This is a genomic window from Mesorhizobium sp. M0870, from assembly GCF_040319775.1.
Lineage (GTDB): Bacteria > Pseudomonadota > Alphaproteobacteria > Rhizobiales > Rhizobiaceae > Mesorhizobium.
This window is the reverse complement of sequence record NZ_JAMYOI010000005.1, coordinates 103,172-122,634: the sequence shown is the minus strand read 5'-3', so window position 1 is coordinate 122,634 and position 19,463 is coordinate 103,172. Positions and strand designations below refer to the sequence as shown.

Below are 19,463 nucleotides of genomic sequence, written 5' to 3'. Positions count from 1 at the left end.
GCTCGCCATGCACCAAAAGCTCTTGCGCGCTGCCCTGGCGGCTGCCACTTCGTTGCTGCTGCTTGCCAGTGCAGCCAAGGCCGTTGAAACCCAGCCGGGTCCCGACAGCGACAAACAGTTTTTCCCGATCGCCAGCTATCGCGTCGGCCCCTATGCGGCGTCGGGCGCTTCCATCTGGGCCGGGCAGATCGATTATTACCGCTATATCAACGAAGTCGAAGGCGGCATAAACGGCGTCAAGATTGCCTGGCAGGAATGCGAGACGGAATGGACGGCCGAAAAGGGCATCGAATGCTATGAGCGCTTCAAGCACGGGCTGAACGGCGCTCCGGTCGCCGCCTATTTCCCGAACGGCGCGCCTGCCGCCTATGCACTTTCCGACCGCGCGGCCGCGGACAAGATACCGCTGGTAACACTTGCCTACGGTCGCACCGAGGCCACCGACGGGCGTGTGTTCCCCTATATCTTTCCGGTCATGGTGACCTTCTACAGCGAGGCGTCGGCGGTCGTGAACTATGTTGCCGAGCGCGAAGGCGGCTTCGACAAGCTCAAGGGAAAGAAGATCGCCACCGTCTACCATGACAGCGCCTATGGCCGCGAGACGCTTGATCCGCTCGCCCTTCTGGCAAAGAAATACGGTTTCGAGAATATCCAGATTCCCGTTGCCGATCCGGGCAGCGAACAATCCTCGCAGTGGCGGCAGGTCCGCGAAGCAAAGCCGGACTGGGTGTTCCTGAGAACCTGGGGGGTTTCGACGCCGGTAGCCATCAAGACCGCGGTGCGTTTCGGCTTTCCCGCCGACCACATCATCGGCGATGTCTGGGCTTCGTCCGAGGAAGACGTGATCCCGGCCGGCGAAGCGGCGAAGGGATATCTGGCGCTGACGCCTTATCCGGCCGGCGCCGACTTCAAGATCCACGAGCGTTTGAAGAAGGACATCATCGACGCCGGCAAGTCCGACCTGCGCGATACCAAGGCCTTCGGCAGCGTCTATTACAATTCAGGTCTCGTCGGCGCCCTGCTCTCTGTGGAGATCGTTCGGCAGGCCCAGGCCAAGTTCGGCAACCGCCCGATCACCGGAGAAGAAGGCCAGTGGGCGCTGGAGCACCTGAAGCTTGATGACGCAGCCCTTGAAAGGGCAGGTTTCCGAGGCCTGGTGCAGAACCTCCAACTGACGCCCGCGGACCATGAGGGCGGCGGCGCGGTGCGCGTGCAGCAATGGAACGGGTCCAAATGGTCTCTCGTCAGCGACTGGGTGCAGGCCGATCGCACAACGCTGCGTCCGTTGATCGACGCGAAATCCGAGGCCTATGCCAAGGAGCATGGAATTACGCCCCGCGATATCGGCAGCAACTGACAGGACGCGGCGGCCGCTTTGACGGTTTCCCACGATAAGGAGAAACGCCATGACCACGACATCGAAGCCCGTCGCCCCGGCGGCTGATCAGGACACCCTTCTCGAAGTGTCGGGCATCGAAGTCGTCTATGGGGGCGCCATTCTGGCCGTCGCCGATGTGTCGCTGACGATCGGCAACGGCGAAATCGTTGCTTTGCTTGGAGCGAACGGTGCCGGCAAGAGTACTGTGCTCAAGGCGATTTCGGGCCTGGCCAGCGCCGATCGGGCCAAGGTGGGCCGGGGGCATATTCGCCTCGACGGTGAGGATATTCTCGGGCTTGCGGCCAACAGACTGGCAACGCGGGGCATCGTCCACGTCATGGAAGGGCGCCATGTCTTCTCGCATCTGACGGTCGAGGAGAACCTCTTGACCGGCGCATTTCTGCACCGGCCAAGCCGCAAGGAGCTGCAGCGTCAGCTCGACGACGTCTACGGCTGGTTTCCACGCCTGCGCGACAAGCGGCGCACGCATGCCGGGCTTGCGTCCGGCGGCGAACAGCAGATGCTGGCCATCGGCCGGGCGTTGTTGACGCAACCAAGGCTCGTCCTGCTCGACGAGCCCTCCATGGGGCTCGCACCGCGCATCGTTCAGGAAATCTTCGCGATCATCGCGCGCCTTAACCGGGAGAAAGGGACGGCCTTTCTGCTGGCGGAGCAGAATGCGGCTCTCTCGCTTGCCTACGCACAGCGCGGCTATGTTCTTGACACCGGCCGCGTGGCGCTCGAAGGGCCGGCGGCCGACCTTGCAGCGCGTGACGATCTCCACCGCATCTATCTGGGCGACGCGCCCTGACGCAGTCGTCGCGTTCGATCCGCGAATGTCTTCGAGGATGCATCTCGCGGGCAGAGGCCGGCGGGTGAGGTCCGACCGTCGAGAAGGCCGGGCCGGCTACCGGTCGCCGATCAACGCGGCGCGTAGCGCCTGGATCTGCCGGTTCAAGGCATCGAGCTCGGCCAGCGTCATGCCCGAGCGTTCGACCAAGGTCTCGTTCAGACAGTTGCACTGGACCAGCAGCGCGCGCCCGGCTGATGTCAGGTCGACCTGCACCTGGCGTTCGTCGGTCTGGCTGCGCTGGCGGGTCACCAGCCCGGCTTGCTCCATTCGCTTCACCAGCGGCGTGACGGTGCTCGATTCCAAAGCCAACCGGTTGGCGATGGTGCCGACCGACATCCCATAGGCCTCTCCAAGTGCGTTCAGCACCAGGTACTGCGGATAGGTGATGCCCATCTCGTCCAGCATCGGCTTGTAGGTGCGGTTGATCGCCATGCTGGTGGCATAGAGCGTGAAACAGAGCTGATTGTCCAACGGGAGAGGCACGGCGCATTCCTTTTGCCAATATGGGCATCAATTCGATACCACGAAAAATGATATCGCGATACATATTTTTGTAGACAAGGGTTTTGGGCTCCGTTAGCTATATCGTTATCGCGATATTGTTTATCGCGGAAATAACCAGAAGGAGATTGAGATGACCTCGCAAACCAAGCCCAGCTCCGGTAGCGGCACGATCACCACCAAGGACGGAACGCAGATTTACTACAAGGACTGGGGGACCGGGCAGCCTGTCGTCTTTCATCACGGCTGGCCGTTGAGCAGCGACGATTGGGACGCCCAGATGCTGTTCTTCCTGTCACAGGGCTACCGTGTCATTGCCTATGATCGCCGAGGTCACGGCCGCTCGACCCAGACGGATATCGGCAACGAGATGGATACCTATGCCGCCGATGTGGCGGAACTTGCCGCCCATCTGGGTCTCAAGAACGCCATTCATGTCGGCCATTCGACCGGCGGCGGCGAAGTGGCACGTTATGTCGCTCAATATGGCGCCGGCGGCCGTGTCGCCAAGGCAGTGCTGATCGGCGCGGTACCGCCAATCATGCTCAAGACCGCGGCCAATCCCGACGGCTTGCCGATCGAGGTTTTCGATGGCTTCCGCTCCGCCCAGGCAGCCAATCGCGCCCAGTTCTTCCGCGACATTCCATCAGGTCCGTTCTACGGCTTCAATCGTCCGGGTGCGGAGGTATCGCAGGGCGTCATCGACAATTGGTGGCGCCAGGGCATGATGGGCGGCACCAAGGCGCATTATGATTGCATCAAGGCCTTCTCGGAAACCGACTTCACCGAGGATCTGAAGGCGATCGACGTGCCTGTGCTGGTCATGCACGGCGACGACGACCAGATCGTTCCCATCGCCGACTCGGCGCTGCTGACGATCAAGCTGCTCAAGAAGGGCGAACTCAAGGTCTACAAGGGCTTCCCGCACGGCATGGCCACGACCCATGCGGACGTCATCAACGCCGACCTGCTGGCCTTCTTCAAGGCGTAAGGCGCTTCCGAAGAGACTACAAAGCACCCGCCCTCAGGCGGGTGCAGTTTGTGGGTTCAGATCCGCCTGATCTAGGCGGCCGCCTGCGCCTTGCGCGCTTCCTTCATGTTCGGCAGGAACACGGTGAGCAATCCAAGAAACGGCAAATACGAGCAGATCTGGAAGACGAAATCGATGCCCTTCATATCGGCGACGATACCGAGCACGGCCGCCGCGATGCCGCCCATGCCGAAGGCGAAGCCGAAGAAGATGCCGGCGATCATGCCGACGCGGCCCGGCACGAGCTCCTGCGCAAAGACGACGATGTTCGAGAAGGCCGAGGACAGGATCAGGCCGATCAGCACCGTCAGCACCATTGTCCATTCCAGATTGGCGTAGGGCAGGGCGAGCGTGAAAGGCAGCACGCCGACGATGGAGAACCAGATCATCGCCTTTTGCCCATAGCGGTCGCCGAACGGGCCGCCGAGCAGGATGCCCAGCGCCGAGGCACCGAGGAACAGGAACAGCATGACCTGCGACATCTGCACCGAAACGCCGAACTTATGCATGGAATAGAAGGTGTAGTAGCTGGCGAGGCTGGCGATGTAGGCATTCTTGCTCAGCACCAGCAATGTCAGCACGATCAATGCATTCGTCACCTTGCGGCGCGGGAAAGGCGAAACGAAGCTCGCCGCCTTGCGGGTGCCCTGCGCGGCACGCAGCCGGCTGTACCAGCCGCCGACCTGCCACAAAACGATGATGCCGATCAGCGAGCCGACGGCGAACCAGGAAATGCTGGTCTGGCCGAACGGCACGACGATGAAGGCCGCCAGCAGCGGCCCCATGGACTGGCCGAAATTGCCGCCAACCTGGAACAGCGACTGCGCCAAGCCGAAGCGGCCGCCGGAGGCGAAGCGGGCGATGCGCGAGGATTCCGGATGGAAGATCGCCGAGCCGATGCCGATCAGCGAGGCGCCGATCAGCAGCAGCGAATAATGCCCGGCATAGGCGAGCACGATCAGGCCGATCAGCGATGCCGCCATGCCGTAGGGCAGCGAATAGGGCATCGGCCGCTTGTCGGTGATCATGCCGATCACAGGCTGCAGCAGCGATGCCGTCACCTGAAAGGTGAAGGTCAACAAGCCGATCTGCCAGAAATCGAGGCCATAATTCTCTTTCAGGAGCGGGTAAATGGCCGACAGCAGCGACTGCATGATATCGTTGATGCAATGGCAGAAGCTCACCGCCAGGATGACGGTGAAGGCCGTCCCCTGGGCTGAAGCGTGACTGGTGGTCGCCGGTGGGGCGACGCTGGCGGCTGTCGTATCGGTCAAGGTAGGCTCCGTGGTCTTTTTGGCGGGCACACCCGCAGGCAGTTGACGGACGCTCCTGCGGCCGCCTTGTCGGACGCTCCTGTGGGGCGCCTGGGGACGGTGCCTTATAAGCCGCTTGCGACACGACTTCTTTCGTGGTTTGGTCCAATAGTTTCGCAAGTGGGCCATATCGGATGCCGTACGGCAAAGAAGTCTTTCACGTCGGCAATGCCAATCTCGGCCAGTTGCACGAGAGCCGTTGGCAATGGCTTGAGCAAGTGGCCGGGCCGGCGGTGGCACTGCCGACCGAATATCCGGACGGCTACCGCGTGCCGCAGCACCGCCACAGCCGCAGCCAGCTCTTGCATGCGCTTGTCGGCGTGGTGCTGGTGACGACGCGGTACGGGCGCTGGATGGTGCCGCCCGACCACGCGATGTGGATTCCAGCCGGCACCGAGCATTCCGTCGAGATGCTGGGCGATGTCTCGATGCGTTCGGTTTATGTCATGCCTCAGGCGATCCCCGGGCTGCCTGAAGGCTTGCGCGTCGTCGGCGTCACCGACCTGATGCACAGCCTGATCGTGGAATCGGAAAAGCTGCCGCAAGGCGGCGTTCTGGAAGGACGCGGTGGGCTGATCATGAACCTTTTGCTGCACGAAATCCCGACCTTGCCGGAACGGCCTCTCGGGCTGCCATTCCCGTCCGATCCAAGGCTGTCGGCGCTGTGCCGGCGCTTCGTCGCGGCACCGTCGCCGCACGCGACGATCGACGAGTGGGCCGATGCAGCCGGCATGAGCCGGCGTTCGTTCACGCGCGCCTTCCAGCGCCAGACCGGCCTGTCGCTGTCAACATGGCGCCAGCAGGCCTGCCTGTTCGCGGCGCTGCCCAGGCTGGCGGACGGCGAGCCGATCACCAGGGTGGCGCTCGATCTCGGCTATGACAGCGTGCCGGCCTTCATCACCATGTTCAAGCGCATGCTGGGGACCTCGCCGCGCGGCTATATGCGCGGCGCACGAGAGAGCGTCGAGGTCGCTCGTCGCCTGATCGGGCCGGTTCGGTTGGAAAGCTCTGCGCCGTAACGGCAGGTGCTGTTCTAGAAGCATCTCACCGTTTCACGGAAACGGCGATCTGCTCTAACTCTTTGTCGCAGTTCTAGACGGAAAACCGCTTCACACTTTTCCTGGAATTGCTCTAGTCGAACAGGCTCGACACCGATTCTTCGGTCGCGGTGCGCGAAATGGCTTCGCCCATCAGGTCGGCGATCGAGATGACGCGGATGTTGGGAGCATCGAGCACGCCCTGCGTCGGCTGGATGGAATCGGTGATCACCAGTTCCTGGAGCTTCGAACCGCTGATGCGGGCAACCGCGCCGCCCGACAGCACGCCGTGCGTGATATAGGCGGTGACGCTGGTGGCGCCGTTGGCCAGCAGCGCATCGGCGGCGTTGCACAGCGTGCCGCCGGAATCGACGATGTCGTCGATAAGCAGGCAATCCTTGCCGGCGACCGCGCCGATGATGTTCATGACTTCCGATTCGCCGGGACGCTCGCGGCGCTTGTCGACGATGGCCAGTTGCGCATCGAAGCGCTTGGCCAGCGCACGGGCGCGGACCACGCCGCCAATGTCGGGCGAGACCACCACGACGTTGCCGAGCTGCTTGTATTTGGCCTTCACGTCGCGGGCCATCACCGGCACGGAAAACAGATTGTCGGTCGGAATGTCGAAGAAGCCCTGGATCTGGCCGGCATGCAGGTCAAGCGTCAGAACGCGGTCGACACCGGCGCGGGTGATCATGTTGGCGACCAGCTTGGCCGAGATCGGCGTGCGGCCGGAGGCGCGGCGGTCCTGCCTGGCGTAGCCGAAATAGGGGATGACCGCCGTGATGCGCTTGGCCGAGGAACGCATGAAGGCATCGATCATGATGAGCAATTCCATCAAATGATCGTTGGTTGGGAACGAGGTCGATTGCAGGATGAAGACATCCTCGCCGCGCACGTTTTCCTGGATTTCGACGAAGATTTCCTGGTCGGCGAAGCGCCTGACCGTGGCTTTGCCCAGCGGGACGTTGAGGTACCGGGCGACCGCTTCGGCCAGCACCCTGTTGGAATTGCCCGCGAAGAGTTTCATGCACGGTTCCTGGTGGAGGATGATGAGACCTGACGGACTCGCTTGCGCCCTTTAACCGGGCTTTTAGCGGCCCGCGCCGGTATTGCAAGCGCCGAGATCGGGAATCCGCCGGCTAAACTCAAGAAAGCTCCGCGCCATCGCCGGGCTGCCACAGGGAGCAGCGGACTTGCGCTGCTCCTTCTTCTCGTTGGGCATCGGATTTTCCCAAAACTGTCTCCACTTTTGGGTCCGATGCCTCTAGCCGGCCTTGCCGCCGAGCCAGGCCGCGAATTGGTCGATGGTCTGGTCGGCGATCGTCTGCATGGTGGCCGGCGAGACCCCCTTCCAGCTGTCGCCGCCCACGCTGGCGCCGGAATTGACCGACGGGGCCTTCTGCTGACCATTGATGCGGTGCAGCCGGTTGCCGGCGGGGTCATAGACATCCCAGACATAGATGACGGTGGTGTCGGCGCCTTCCGACATCGTCGAGAAATAGCCCTTCAGCACATGTGTCACGGTCTGGTCGGCGCTGCCGGCGAGCGTGATACCGCGCTGCCTGGCGCGGGTCTGCAACTCCGCCGTCAGAGGTGTCGCGGCTTCTACCGAAGCGCCGACGATCGGCGCGATCTGCAGGCGGGTCTTCGACAGGATGGCAGCGCTTTGGGCTGATGTGACCGGTGCGGCGGTGGTTGCGAAAGCGCCCGCCGTGCTGGTGGCGGGCCCGGCCGGAACCGTGCTGCCTGACGTTGCGGGCAGCGTCTGGGTCGACGTCGCCGGCGGCGTGATCGCCGACGGTTCGAGCACGTCCTTTGCGTTGGTGCAGGCGGCAAGAGCCAATGCCACAAGCAATGACACGGTCGTCACATGCGATCGTCTCATTTGCCTTCTAACTCCTTGGCGAAGAACGCCTCCCATTGTGGATTCACTGTACGATCAAGTCGAGATCATGGCGGGACAGCGGCTTGGGCTGGGATTCGGTGGTCAGGTAGGTGCGGCCAAGCGTCATCGCCGTCTCGGTATCGGAGTCCATGATGATCATATGGGCGAACAGCGTCATGTTGGGCGCGATCGGTTCGGGATTGCCCTGGTAGAACATCGGCATGTCCATCCAGGACGGGGTGAAGCGGGCGCCGACTGAATAGCCGCAGGCGTTCAGCCGGTGCTTGGTCAGGCCGTGCGCCTCCATGGTGCGGGCATGAGCATCGAAGACGTCGCCGAAGCTGTTGCCCGGCGCCATCGCCTTCTCGACGGCCAGAAGTGCTGCGCGCGCCGCGTCGAACAGCTCCTGATGGCGCTTCGACACCTTGCCGGTCAGCACCGTGCGCATCATCGGCGCATGGTAGTGGTTGAAGACGCCGGCCCATTCGAGCGTCAGCTGGTCGTTCTTGGTGAGCTTGCGGCGGCCGCCCTTGTAGCGGCACAGCAGCGCGTCGACGCCGGAGCCGATGATGAACTCGTTGGCCGGATAGTCGCCGCCGCCGGCAAAGATCGCACCCTGCATGGCGGCCAGGATCAGGGCTTCGTCGCCGCCCTGCTTGATCAGCGGCAGCGCCGCGTCGAGCGCATCATCGGAAAGATTGGCGGCCTTCTCGGCCTTGGCGACCTCGGCCGGGCTCTTGAACAGGCGCAGACGGCCGACAATGCCGGACGCATCGGCGATCTGGCCGAAGGTCTGCAACTGTTCGTCGAGCCGTCGGCCATTGAACGCGGTCAGGCCATGGGTGTCGTATTCGACACCGATGCGGGCGCCGAGCAGGTCGAGTTCGTTGAGCAGATTGCGCAGGTCGACCGCCGGATTGGCGCCGTTGCGGTCGGTCCACAAGACGATGTTGTCGATAATCGAGGTCTGACGCGCCTGGCGCAGGTCGGCCGAGCGGGTCAGAAGCACCATCGAACCGTCGGCCTTCACCACCAGGCACTGGAAGAAGCAGAAGCCGAACGTGTCGTAGCCCGTCAGCCAGTACATGCTTTCCTGCGCGAACAGCAGGATGGCGTCGAGCTTCTTTTCGGCCATCTCGATGATCAGCCGGTCGCGCCGCGCGTCAAATTCAGATCGTTCAAAATGCAGCGCCATTATTCCCTCTCCAAGACAATTGCCGAAACCTGCCGGCCGTAATCGGGCTCCTTGCGATGCGTGGTGCGCCGGTAGGAGTAGAACAGGCCCTCCTCGGCGTAAGTGCAGCGGTCGAGGCCCTCAGCCGTCACGCCGGCCTTGGCCAACCGGTCAACCGTGTAGCGGTTGAGGTCGAACATCGCATGGCCGGCATTGGCGGACGGCGCGAAATAGAGGATGTTTTCGGCGTCGGCATCGACAAAGCGGGCGACGAATTCCGGGCCGACCTCGTAGTTTTGCGGGCCGATGGAGGGGCCCAGCACGGCGACGATGTTTTGACGCCGGGCGCCGAGGCTTTCCATTGCCAGGATGGTGTTTTCGAGCACGCCAGTGAACGCGCCTTTCCAGCCGGCATGCGCGGCGCCGATGATGCGCGCCTCGGCATCAGCGAACAACACGGGACCGCAATCGGCGGTCGAAGCGCCGATGGCGATGCCCGGCCGGTCGGTGACGATGGCGTCTGCCTTGGGCCGCTCGCCGGCAAAGGGCTCCCTGGCGATGATGACGTCGGGCGAATGGATTTGCCAGGCGGTTAACAGATGGCTCGCCGGCACGCCCATCCATGCCGCGACACGGGCGCGGTTCTGCGCCACAAGCATCGGGTCGTCATTCGATCCGGTGCCGATGTTGAGGCCCTGGTAGATGCCGCCGGAGACACCGCCGACGCGGGTGAAATAGCCGTGGCGAATGCCTTGTGCCCGCGCCTTGTCCAGCAGCGGCGACCGAACGGGATCCGGTTTGGTCTGATTCAGCATGCGGGCGTTGTTGTCCGTGTGGGCGGTTTCGTCAAGAAGAAGGTGCTTAGTCGAGAACAGGCGCTGCAAAGCGCGGACGGGAGATTGGGAGGGGTGGCGGTAAAAAGTCAATCCGCCCCGGCGAAGGGCCGAACCGCCACGCCGCGGGGCAGTACCGCAAGCACCTTGAACAGCTCGCCCATGGCTTGCGGCCCTGCGAGGCGCTCGACGTCCCCGGCGATCCTTTCGCGCGCCGCCTGGCCGGCATCGGCGCCAAGCCGGCCGGCGCGCTGGAGGATACCCATGCCGAGGAGGAAGTCGCCCTGTGTCGTCAGATGAGCTTCGAGGCCATGTGCACGCACGATCATGGCAAGGGCGGCGAAATCGACATGGGAGGTGAGGTCGGCCTCACCGGGATTGGCCAGCACATCTTCGTGATCGTGGCTGCGCAAGGCCTGCAGCGTGTCCCCGACACCCGGCTGGAGATGGCCGTAGTCGAGAAACAGGCCAACGCCGCCATGCCTGGATATGCGCTCGGCGATCGTTGCCATGAGCGCGGTGCGGGCAGGCGCCACTTCGGCAATCGCACCTTGCGGCGCTTGAGTGGCATCGGCGGGCAGCAGCGTTGGGTCGACCGAACCGGCGCCGGCGAAGAAGCAAAGGTCGTTGGTCTCGTCGAGGCCGACCATGCGCTCGCGCCAGCCGGTGCCGGCGCGGACGAACTGGCGGATGGGCACGGTGTCGAACAGTTCGTTGCCGACGATGAACAGCGGTTGCTGCGGCAAGGTCTCGATGGTTTCATGCCAGCCAACCGCGAAGGGTGTGGCGCCAAGCGTCTGCTTCTGCACCTCGGTCAGGCGCGGGCTGGTCTCGATCATGGCGAAGGTGGCGCCGCTGGCCAGATCAGGATCGAGCCGCGACAGCGTACGCAGCATGTCCTTCATCAGCGTGCCGCGGCCGGGGCCGATCTCGGCGATGGTGGCCGGCAGCGGCCGGCCGCTCGCCTGCCACGCCTGGTACATCCACACGGCGACCAGTTCGCCGAACATCTGGCTGATTTCCGGCGCGGTGATGAAGTCGCCGGCCGTACCAAAAGGTTCGCGCGTCGTGTAGTAGCCGTCCGCCGGGTCGAACAGGCACAGCGCCATGTATTCGTTGATCGGAAGTGGCCCCAATGCCTCGATCAGGTCGACGATGCGGGTTTTCAGCCGTGTCATGCCGGCTGCGGCTGCGCCACCGGCCTGGCGGTCAGCATCGCCCAGATACCGGCCAGCACCATCGGCGTCGACAGGATCATGCCCATGGTCAGCCAGTTGGTGCCGAGGAGGTAGCCGAGCTGCTGGTCGGGCTCGCGGAAGAACTCGACGAAAATGCGCGACAGGCCGTAGCCGCAGATGAAGGCGCCGCCGACGAAGCGCGGCGTCTTCAGCTTGAGGCGCGAATGGGTGAGGATGCGCAGCACGAGGAACAGCACCACGCCTTCGAGAAGCGCCTCGTAGAGCTGGCTCGGGTGACGGGCAAACGGCCCGCCATTGGGGAATTCGAAAGCCCAGGGCACGTCGGTCGGGCGCCCCCATAGCTCGGAGTTGATGAAGTTGGCGACGCGCACCAGGCCAAGGCCGACCGGCACGCCGGCCGCCACGACGTCAAACAGCGACCAGATGCGGATGCCGCGCTTGATGGAAAACAGCGTCATGGCGAGGATGACGCCGAGCAGGCCGCCATGGAACGACATACCGCCTTGCCAGACCGCCAAGATGTCGAGCGGGTGGGCGATGTAGCGCGGCAGATCATAGAACAGCACATAGCCGGTGCGGCCGCCCAGCACGACGCCGATGGCCGCCCAGACGATGAAATCGTCGAGATCCTCCGGCTTCATCGGCAGGACGCCGTTCGGCCATAGCTTGGCATTAGAGGCGAGCCGCTTGGCATACCACCAGGCGAACAGGATGCCGACGATATAGCCGACGCCATACCAATGCACCGCCAGCGGCCCGATCTGGATGAGGATCGGGTTGATGTTGGGGAAGGGTAGGGAGGCCAGAGGCAGCAGGAAATATTCGTTCAACGGGGAACTCTCGGTTGCGAACGTGTTTGGGCGCGGACCATGCGGCAGGGTTTTGGCAGGGTCAAGGCAAGGTGGGCGCCCTCGACTTGATGCCGCAGCGCGGCGCAACATGCTTGCATTCGACGCGCGGCGCCATTACCTCATTTCGAGCAAGCGAGGATTTGCCATGTCGACCGGACCGAACCGCATTCTCGATGAATTCGCCAAGCTGATGACCGATGCCGCCGGCGCTGCCCAGGGCGTGCGCCGGGAGGTGGAGACCGCCTTCAAAGGCCAGGCCGAACGCATCCTCAACACCATGGACGTGGTGCAGCGCGAAGAGTTCGAGGCAGCGCGCGAGATGGCCGCCAAGGCCCGGGAAGAAAACACCCGCCTTGCCGCCCGTATCGAGGTGCTCGAGGCGAAGCTTGCGGAACTGGCCGGTGACGCCGCACCGGCGGCGGCGGCCAAGCCCCGCGCAAAAAAATAATCGTTAAACTTTTCCACATAGCCCGATCCTGAAAAGCGCTTTGCCGTGAATCGCTTAACGGCATTGCATGAATCTTTGTGACAGCGGCTTTCCACATGCGAATGACGCAGTGCGAAAAATTGGGCTGTTCACGCGACTCCCGATCAATAGACTGAATTTGTTGCATGATTCGGAGCAGGGTCATGCGACCGGGCGGTGGGGTCCGGTCTGGGGTCTTTGCGTCGAGAAGTAGTCTTTTGCGCAGGAAAGTCCTGGCCGTCCGAGTTCTAGACAAGATTGTTCGTTGTGTGTGCCCTCCCGCGGAGCGTGTGGCGGCGCTCGTACAGAACGACAGGAAGCATTCCATGGAACTTCTCGAACTCGAATTCTCCCGCGAAATCCATCCGGTGGATGTTATCGAGCAGGTGGCCCACAACAACGACTGGTCCTTTGAGCGGGCAGGCGACGACGAGATTTCGATCTCGGTTGCCGGAAGCTGGACCGACTATCACGTCTCCTTTTCGTGGATGGAGGATTTCGAAGCGCTGCACCTGGCCTGTGCCTTCGACATCAAGGTGCCGGAGACCCGCGCGCTGGAAGTGATGCGGCTCTTGTCGTTGATCAATGAGCAGATGCTGTTTGGCCATTTCGACCTCTGGGAGCAGGAGGGCGCGATTATGTTCCGCCAATCGCTGCTGCTGGCCGGCGGGGTCGAGCCGTCGAGCCAGCAGGTCGAAGTGCTGCTGTCGTCGGCGCTGGAAGCCTGCGAATGCTATTTCCAGGCGTTCCAGTTCGTCGTCTGGTCGGGAACCTCGGCCAAGGACGCCCTGGCCGGCGTGCTGTTCGAGACCTACGGCAACGCCTGAGTCCCCGTAAGGCAGACAAGAACCAAGATGAGTTCGAACAGCGAGCGCAAGCCCGAGATCAGTTTTGCCGATTTCGATCGTGTCGACATCCGCGCCGGCACGATCGTCGAGGCCGAACCGTTTCCCGAGGCGCGCAAGCCCGCAGTCAAGCTGAAGATCGATTTCGGCCCAGGCATCGGCATCAAGAAATCGTCGGCGCAGATCACCAAATATTATACACCGGAGACGCTGATCGGCCGGCAGGTGTTCGCGGTGGTCAATTTCCCGCCGCGCCAGATCGGTCCATTCATGTCGGAAGTGCTGACGCTCGGCTTTCCCGACGAAGAGGGCGCTGTGGTGCTCGGCGCGATCGAGCGCAAGGTGCCGGATGGCGGGCGGTTGTTTTGGGCTAGAGGAACGACCGTCGCGTTCCTTCGCGCTTCCTCCGTCCTGCTGATGTCGAACAGTACGGTGCCGCCAGCCTTTGGTCAGGCCGCCAGCTTGCGCGTTGTGCCCAGTGCTTCCTCGACCGTATCGAGAAACATCTCCGCACAGGCTTTCCAGCTATAGCGCATGGCACGTTCGCGGGCTTCGGCACGGTCTACATTGAGCGCCGCAAGCGAGGCCTCGCGCAGATCGTTGGAGACCGCGCCGCCAAAGCCGTCGCCGACGATGTCGATAGGCCCGGTCACCGGATAGGCGGCAACCGGCGTGCCGCTGGCCAATGCCTCGATGATGACGTTGCCGAACGTGTCGGTGCGGCTCGGGAAGACGAAGACATCGGCCGAGGCATAGATCTCGGCCAGTTCGTCGTTGGGGCGATGGCCAAGGAAATGCGCTTGCGGATATTTTGCCTTGAGCCTGGCAAGCTCGGGGCCTTCGCCGACGATCACCTTGCTGCCCGGCAGGTCGAGGTCGAGAAAGGCGGAGAGGTTCTTTTCGATGGCGACGCGGCCGACGCAGAGGAAGACAGGGCCGGGGAAGCCGAGATCCTTCTTCTTGTCGGGCCGGAAATGGTCGGTGTCGACGCCGCGCGTCCACGGCCGCAGCTTGGTGAAGCCGCGCGCTGAGAGGTCGTCTGCGAGCGACTGGGTGGCGACCAGCGTGCCTTGGCCGGAATTGTGGAAATCGCGCAGCCAGCGATAGGCCCAGCTTTCCGGCACCGGCAGCCGTGCGCTGAGATATTCGGGGAAGCGCGTGTGATAGCTGGTGGTGAACGGCCTGCCGGCATTGCGGCAATAGCGCCGCGCCATGATGCCGAGCGGTCCTTCGGTGACGATGTGGATGTGGTCGGCTCTGCCGGCGTCGATCAGGCGCGCGACATGGCCGGGCGTGGTCAGCGCCAGCCTGATGTCGGGATAGGTCGGCAAGGGCAGGGTGCGAAAGATGTTCGGCGTCAGGAAATCCACGGCGACATCGAAGGATTTCAGCGTCTCGGTGAGCCGCTCCAGCGTGTGGACAACGCCGTTAACCTGCGGCCGCCAGGCATCGGTGACCATCAATATGCGCATGGCGGCCCTTTGCAGGAAAGGTCGACGGTTGCCTTGAGACGATGCCGGAACGGCGACCAGCCCGCTGCTCTCGCTTCGCTCCAGCGCACCCGGACGGGCACGGGGTCGAAGTGAGGCGGCAAGGCCGAATCAATTGAGGTCGCGCGCTTCATGCACGCTCTTGATCATGGTTTCATGACGGGCCGATGAAGCCGGTTTCCACTTTTCGGAATCGTGCCCCGTTATGCGGGAACCTTGATGATGGCGCGCAGTCCGCCGAGCGGGCTGTCTTCAAGGGTGATGTCGCCGCCATGGGAACGGGCGATGTCGCGGGCGATCGACAGGCCGAGCCCGGTGCCGCTGGCATCGAGGTTGCGGGCCTCGTCGAGCCGCACGAAGGGTTTGAACACGTCTTCGCGCCGGTCAGCGGGGATGCCCGGACCATCGTCGTCGATGGTGACCAGCAGCGAGCCGCGGCCATGGGTGGCGTTGACTTCCACCGTCTTGGCATAGCGGAAGGCGTTGCCGATGACGTTGGACATCAGCCGGGCAAAGGCGTTCGGCCGCACATGCACGTCGGGGTCTCCGGCAAGCGTCGTTGACAGCTTGCGCTTGCGCAGCCTGGCCTCCTCGTCGAGCTTCTCGAAATAGGCCTCGAGATCGAACCGTCCGGCGTCTTCCGAAGCCTCGCCACGGGCAAAGGCGAGATAGCCTTCGAGCATCGACTGCATGTCGTCGATGTCCTGGTCGAGCGCGGCCTTGGTCTCGGCCTTGCCGCCGGAAAGCGCCAACTGCAGCTTGAAGCGGGTGAGGATGGTTCGCAGGTCATGGCTGACGCCGGTCAGCATGGCGGTGCGTTGCTCGATCTGGCGCTCGATGCGCTCGCGCATCTGCATGAAGGCAAAGCCGGCGCGGCGAACCTCCTCGGCGCCGCGCGGCCGGAAGTCGCGCGGCATCGGCCGGCCCTTGCCGAAGCTTTCGGCGGCTTCGGCGAGCATCAGGATCGGCCGGATCTGGTTGCGCAGGAAGGGGATGGCGATCATCAGGAGCACCAGCGAGGTGCCGACCATCCAGATCAGGAAGATGTGGGTGTTGGAGGCATAGGCCTGGCTGCGGCGCACGAAGACGCGCAGCACCTTGCCCTCGAGCTGCACGCGCACCTCGACGATGTTGGAGTTGCCGACCGTGTCGATCCAGAACGGGCGGTTGATCTGGCGGGTGATCTCGGACGAGAGAACATCATCCAAAATCGAGAAAAACGGCTTTGGACCGGGCGCGGGCAGTGGGTCGGGCGGCAAGAGGTCGACCTTCAGCTGCATGCGGTCCTGGGCGATGCGGATGATGTTGGTGTAGTCGGCATCGCGCGGATAGGTCTCGATCAGGTCGATGATGGCGGCAATGTCGCGCACGGTGGCCTGCGACAGGCGCTGCGTCACGGTTGCCCAATGACGTTCCATGAAGACGAAGGCGACGACCGATTGCAGCAGGATCATCGGCGCGATGACGATGATCAGCGAGCGGGCATAGAGCCGCTTGGGCATATAGAGCGAGACGAGGCGCCAGAAGCGGTTCCAGGCGCGCGGCACCGCCTTCAGCGTCCGCGCGGCGCGTGCGCTCAAGCCGCCATTGCCCGGCTGTTCCAGTTCCGTGGTTGCCATTCGCTCATTTCGCTTGCCCGCAGCCGCTCAGCAGGCCGCAGGCGGCATTCTATTCCACGCTGAGCCGATACCCAATACCGCGCACGGTCTGCAGCCAGACCGGGTTGGACGGATCGCGCTCGATCTTGCGGCGCAGCCGGTTGATCTGGACGTCGATGGTGCGCTCGCCGACCTCCGAATCGTCACCGACAAGCTCGTGGCGGGGTATCGTCTCGCCGGCCCTTGCCGCGAAGATCGCCAGGATCTCCTGTTCGCGGTCGGTCAGCTTCAGCGCCTCGCCGCCACGCTTCAATTCGCGCCGGGCGATCTGGAAGGTGTAGGGGCCGAAGACCAACTGCTCGACCTTGGGCGTGGTCGCCGGGCCACCACGGCGAAGGATGTTGTTGATGCGCAGGATCAGCTCGCGCGGATCGAACGGCTTCGGCAGGTAGTCGTCGGCGCCGGCCTCAAGCCCTGAGATGCGGCTGTCGGTCTCCGACAGGGCCGTCAGCATCAGGATCGGTACGTTCTTTTCGGCCCGCAGCGACTTGGTCAGGTCGACGCCCGTCTCACCCGGCATCATGACGTCCAGCACCAGAAGGTCGAAGTCGAGGCCGGCAAGCTTGCGCCTGGCTTCGCCGGCATTGCCGGCGACGGTGACGCGAAAGCCGTTTTCGGTCAGATACTGCTTGAGAAGATTGCGGATGCGGGTGTCGTCGTCGACGACAAGCAGATGCGGCGCGTCGTCGTCCGGCGCGGCCGCATGATCGACCCGTTCAGTGCTCTCCATGGCTTTTCCCTGACATTTTTGCGGACCCAACGTCGATCTGCGCCCTCAGTTCCGGATTGACCATCGCTTCGAGGAACCGTTCCACCAAGGTCCGTTCGGTTACTCCGGAATCCCCCAATGCAGCATGGATGCGGCGCGACTGTGGCCGCGCCAGCGCCAGCGCCAGCGCACGGCCCTTGGCCGTCGGATAAAGTTCGCGCTGGCGGCGGTCGCGCGGACCTTGCAACTGCACGACATGGTCGGTGTCAATCAACTGCTTGAGCACACGGGCCAGGCTCTGTTTGGTGATCTTCAGCACGTCGAGCAGTTCGGCGACCGTCAGGCCCGGCCTGCGGTTGACGAAATGCAGCACCCGGTGGTGGGCCCGGCCGAAGCCGTAGTCGGCCAGGATCTGGTCCGGATCGGAGGTGAAGTCACGATAGGCGAAGAAGAGCAGCTCGATGATGGCGAAGTCGATGCCGTCCTCGACCGACATGGCGGTCCTGATCGGTTTTCCGGCGGCTGGGCTTCGATCCGTCATTATTTCTCCGTGGGAAAGAGAGATTATGTCAGTACTATTGACGTAATTTCCCTGCAATGGTAATTTTTGACAAGCTTTTGGGCGGATTGCGAACGAAAAGGCAAAGGAGGCCGGTTTTTCCGGAATTTCCTAAGTTTGCCAGAGCGCAATTATCCGCCTACGCTCCACCATAAAAGCCGCTTTGGGCGGCCGACACGAAACACACAACGATACAACTATCCGGGCTGCCGCCCGTGGGAGGTTAACATGGCATCCGTTCCCTTCGATCAACTCGATGGCTTCATCTGGATGAACGGCGAATTCGCCCAATGGGGTGACGCCAAGATCCATGTGCTGACGCACGGGCTGCATTACGCCAGCGCCGTTTTCGAGGGAGAGCGCGCCTATGGCGGCGAGATCTTCAAGCTCAACGAACACACCGAGCGCCTGCATGAATCGGCACGCCTGCTCGGTTTCAATATCCCCTATTCGGTGGCCGAGCTCAACGACGCCTCTTCCACGCTTCTCAAGAAGCAGGGTTTCCAGGACGCCTATGTCCGGCCGATTGCCTGGCGCGGCAGTGAGCAGATGGGCGTCTCGGCGCAGAACAACCGCATCAACTGCGCCATCGCCATCTGGCAATGGCCGAGCTATTTCGATCCTGCGCAGAAGCTGAAAGGCATCCGTCTCGATGTGGCGGAATGGCGCCGGCCCGACCCGCGCACCGCGCCTTCCAAGTCGAAGGCAGCCGGCCTCTACATGATCTGCACCATGTCCAAGCACGCCGCCGAGGCCAAGGGCTATGCCGACGCCATGATGCTCGACTGGCGTGGCCAGGTCGCCGAAGCGACCGGAGCCAACATCTTCTTCGTCAAGGAGGGCAAGATTCACACACCCAAGCCCGACTGCTTCCTCGACGGCATCACCCGCCGCACGGTCATTGGGCTGGCCAAGGATCGCGCCTTGGAGGTGATTGAACGCGCCATCCTGCCGGAAGAGCTGGAAAGCTTCGAGCAGTGCTTCCTGACCGGGACGGCAGCGGAAGTGACGCCGGTTTCCGAGATCGGGCCTTACCGATTCGAGGTCGGCGAAATAGCCAAGAATCTTATGAATGACTATTCTGCGGCCGTTCAGCCCAAGCACGCGATCGCCGCAGAATAACGAAAGTCACAGCTTTTTTAGGAAGTAGGGGCGGTTTTCGGGCCGCCCCTTTTATTTCAGCGTTTCTGCATTTGACTTTCGTCCAATTCGGCGTCTCATGATGGTGTCGGCCCGGGAGGCTGACAGCTATGGAGGGACTAATCATATGGACATGAACACGCTTCTTCCGATCATCATACAGGTGATTACTGGCGTCATCGGTGGTCAGGCGGTCGGTGCGGCGCTCAAGACGGCGGCGATGGGTCAGCTTCCCAAAATCCTGGGCGGAGCCATTGGCGGCGTCGGCGGTGCGGCGATCCTCGGCAGCCTGCTGGGTGGCGGTGCGGTCGATCCGGCGGCTGCGGCAGCAGCAACGAGCGGTCTCGGCAGCGCGCTGAACCTGCAGAACATCGTCGGCGGCGCCGGCGGCGGCGCGATCTTGACCGCCATTCTCGGCGCGGTCATGGGCGCCATGAAGAAGTAGGCAGGCCGTTTCGGTCTTTTCAAATGGGCGGCTTCGGCCGCCCATTTCCGTTTTCGGAGCTACCGATGTTCGTCTTTCGAGGGTGGACGCCCTT

General features: G+C 63.1%; 21 protein-coding genes and 1 pseudogene. 9 read left to right on the top strand and 13 right to left on the bottom strand.

The genetic code is table 11. From position 1 onward, the window contains the following. The first annotated feature begins 7 nt into the window (after window positions 1–7). Window positions 8–1,357 carry an ABC transporter substrate-binding protein gene (locus tag NKH97_RS08340; RefSeq protein ID WP_352440471.1) on the top strand — a complete coding sequence of 450 codons (1,350 nt, stop codon included), beginning with the start codon at window positions 8–10 and terminating at the stop codon, window positions 1,355–1,357. Between the two features lie 49 nt (window positions 1,358–1,406). After that, a complete protein-coding gene (locus NKH97_RS08335) occupies window positions 1,407–2,189 on the top strand; it encodes an ABC transporter ATP-binding protein (RefSeq protein WP_352610483.1) in 783 nt (260 codons plus the stop codon). 96 nt (window positions 2,190–2,285) lie between these two features. Here the strand turns inward: NKH97_RS08335 and NKH97_RS08330 are convergent, their stop codons facing one another. Then, window positions 2,286–2,714, bottom strand: coding sequence for a MarR family winged helix-turn-helix transcriptional regulator (locus NKH97_RS08330; RefSeq protein WP_352610482.1), 429 nt, complete (start codon window positions 2,712–2,714; stop codon window positions 2,286–2,288). A gap of 151 nt (window positions 2,715–2,865) precedes the next feature. On the opposite strand from NKH97_RS08330, the gene NKH97_RS08325 reads away from it, so the two are divergent. Then, complete coding sequence (locus NKH97_RS08325; protein ID WP_352610481.1) at window positions 2,866–3,723, top strand: alpha/beta fold hydrolase; 858 nt, start codon at window positions 2,866–2,868, stop codon at window positions 3,721–3,723. A 71-nt stretch (window positions 3,724–3,794) separates the two neighbouring features. Here NKH97_RS08325 and NKH97_RS08320 read toward each other — a convergent pair whose 3' ends face one another. Continuing rightward, entirely contained in the window at window positions 3,795–5,036 is a 1,242-nt protein-coding gene (locus NKH97_RS08320; RefSeq protein WP_352796071.1) for an MFS transporter, read from the bottom strand. 173 nt (window positions 5,037–5,209) lie between these two features. Between NKH97_RS08320 and NKH97_RS08315 the strand changes: the two genes are divergently transcribed. Beyond that, entirely contained in the window at window positions 5,210–6,094 is an 885-nt protein-coding gene (locus NKH97_RS08315) for an AraC family transcriptional regulator (protein ID WP_352796068.1), read from the top strand. A 112-nt stretch (window positions 6,095–6,206) separates the two neighbouring features. Here the strand turns inward: NKH97_RS08315 and NKH97_RS08310 are convergent, their stop codons facing one another. The 7 genes from NKH97_RS08310 to lgt all read right to left on the bottom strand — a co-directional run bounded on the left by NKH97_RS08310 (window position 6,207) and on the right by lgt (window position 12,036). Further along, window positions 6,207–7,142: a ribose-phosphate pyrophosphokinase gene (locus NKH97_RS08310; RefSeq protein WP_013530002.1), complete on the bottom strand. Its 936-nt coding sequence runs from the start codon at window positions 7,140–7,142 to the stop codon at window positions 6,207–6,209. A gap of 63 nt (window positions 7,143–7,205) precedes the next feature. Beyond that, window positions 7,206–7,337, bottom strand: coding sequence for a hypothetical protein (locus NKH97_RS08305; RefSeq protein WP_281040476.1), 132 nt, complete (start codon window positions 7,335–7,337; stop codon window positions 7,206–7,208). 42 nt (window positions 7,338–7,379) lie between these two features. Next, window positions 7,380–8,000: a hypothetical protein gene (locus NKH97_RS08300; RefSeq protein WP_352610477.1), complete on the bottom strand. Its 621-nt coding sequence runs from the start codon at window positions 7,998–8,000 to the stop codon at window positions 7,380–7,382. Window positions 8,001–8,043: 43 nt separating this feature from the next. After that, entirely contained in the window at window positions 8,044–9,195 is a 1,152-nt protein-coding gene (locus tag NKH97_RS08295) for a M24 family metallopeptidase (protein WP_352796063.1), read from the bottom strand. Beyond that, the gene (pgeF, locus tag NKH97_RS08290) at window positions 9,195–9,989 is read right to left on the bottom strand and encodes a peptidoglycan editing factor PgeF (protein WP_352674788.1); all 795 of its coding nucleotides are present in this window, start codon (window positions 9,987–9,989) and stop codon (window positions 9,195–9,197) included. Before pgeF ends, NKH97_RS08295 begins: the two co-directional genes overlap by 1 nt. A 107-nt stretch (window positions 9,990–10,096) precedes the next feature. Continuing rightward, on the bottom strand, window positions 10,097–11,185 hold the full coding sequence (locus NKH97_RS08285) for a class I SAM-dependent methyltransferase (protein WP_352796060.1): 1,089 nt from the start codon (window positions 11,183–11,185) through the stop codon (window positions 10,097–10,099). Then, window positions 11,182–12,036, bottom strand: a complete 855-nt coding sequence (gene lgt, locus NKH97_RS08280; protein WP_128303769.1) for a prolipoprotein diacylglyceryl transferase — start codon at window positions 12,034–12,036, stop codon at window positions 11,182–11,184. The genes NKH97_RS08285 and lgt overlap by 4 nt, the downstream gene beginning before the upstream one ends. 166 nt (window positions 12,037–12,202) lie before the next feature. Here lgt and NKH97_RS08275 point away from each other — a divergent pair, with 166 nt between their 5' ends. From NKH97_RS08275 to NKH97_RS08265, 3 genes and pseudogenes are all read left to right on the top strand, one after another. After that, window positions 12,203–12,505, top strand: a complete 303-nt coding sequence (locus NKH97_RS08275) for an accessory factor UbiK family protein (protein WP_352663990.1) — start codon at window positions 12,203–12,205, stop codon at window positions 12,503–12,505. Window positions 12,506–12,849: 344 nt separating this feature from the next. After that, window positions 12,850–13,350 carry a type III secretion system chaperone family protein gene (locus tag NKH97_RS08270; protein WP_013893499.1) on the top strand — a complete coding sequence of 167 codons (501 nt, stop codon included), beginning with the start codon at window positions 12,850–12,852 and terminating at the stop codon, window positions 13,348–13,350. Window positions 13,351–13,377: 27 nt separating this feature from the next. After that, window positions 13,378–13,734, top strand: a pseudogene (locus NKH97_RS08265) (tRNA-binding protein); the annotation flags it as partial. A gap of 83 nt (window positions 13,735–13,817) precedes the next feature. On the opposite strand, the gene NKH97_RS08260 reads toward NKH97_RS08265, so the two are convergent. The 4 genes from NKH97_RS08260 to NKH97_RS08245 all read right to left on the bottom strand — a co-directional run bounded on the left by NKH97_RS08260 (window position 13,818) and on the right by NKH97_RS08245 (window position 17,766). Beyond that, entirely contained in the window at window positions 13,818–14,840 is a 1,023-nt protein-coding gene (locus NKH97_RS08260) for a glycosyltransferase family 4 protein (protein ID WP_128303772.1), read from the bottom strand. Between the two features lie 221 nt (window positions 14,841–15,061). After that, window positions 15,062–16,477 (bottom strand): ATP-binding protein, encoded by a 1,416-nt coding sequence (locus NKH97_RS08255; protein WP_127416366.1) that lies wholly within the window; start codon window positions 16,475–16,477, stop codon window positions 15,062–15,064. Window positions 16,478–16,526: 49 nt separating this feature from the next. Then, window positions 16,527–17,246, bottom strand: coding sequence for a response regulator (locus NKH97_RS08250; RefSeq protein ID WP_013530014.1), 720 nt, complete (start codon window positions 17,244–17,246; stop codon window positions 16,527–16,529). Further along, entirely contained in the window at window positions 17,233–17,766 is a 534-nt protein-coding gene (locus tag NKH97_RS08245; protein WP_027039379.1) for a MarR family winged helix-turn-helix transcriptional regulator, read from the bottom strand. The genes NKH97_RS08250 and NKH97_RS08245 overlap by 14 nt, the downstream gene beginning before the upstream one ends. Before the next feature lie 246 nt (window positions 17,767–18,012). Between NKH97_RS08245 and NKH97_RS08240 the strand changes: the two genes are divergently transcribed. Together NKH97_RS08240 and NKH97_RS08235 are read left to right on the top strand one after the other, a co-directional pair. Further along, window positions 18,013–18,906, top strand: coding sequence for a branched-chain amino acid aminotransferase (locus NKH97_RS08240; RefSeq protein WP_352796052.1), 894 nt, complete (start codon window positions 18,013–18,015; stop codon window positions 18,904–18,906). A 145-nt stretch (window positions 18,907–19,051) separates the two neighbouring features. Continuing rightward, window positions 19,052–19,369, top strand: a complete 318-nt coding sequence (locus NKH97_RS08235; RefSeq protein ID WP_023809804.1) for a hypothetical protein — start codon at window positions 19,052–19,054, stop codon at window positions 19,367–19,369. Window positions 19,370–19,463 lie beyond the last annotated feature (94 nt).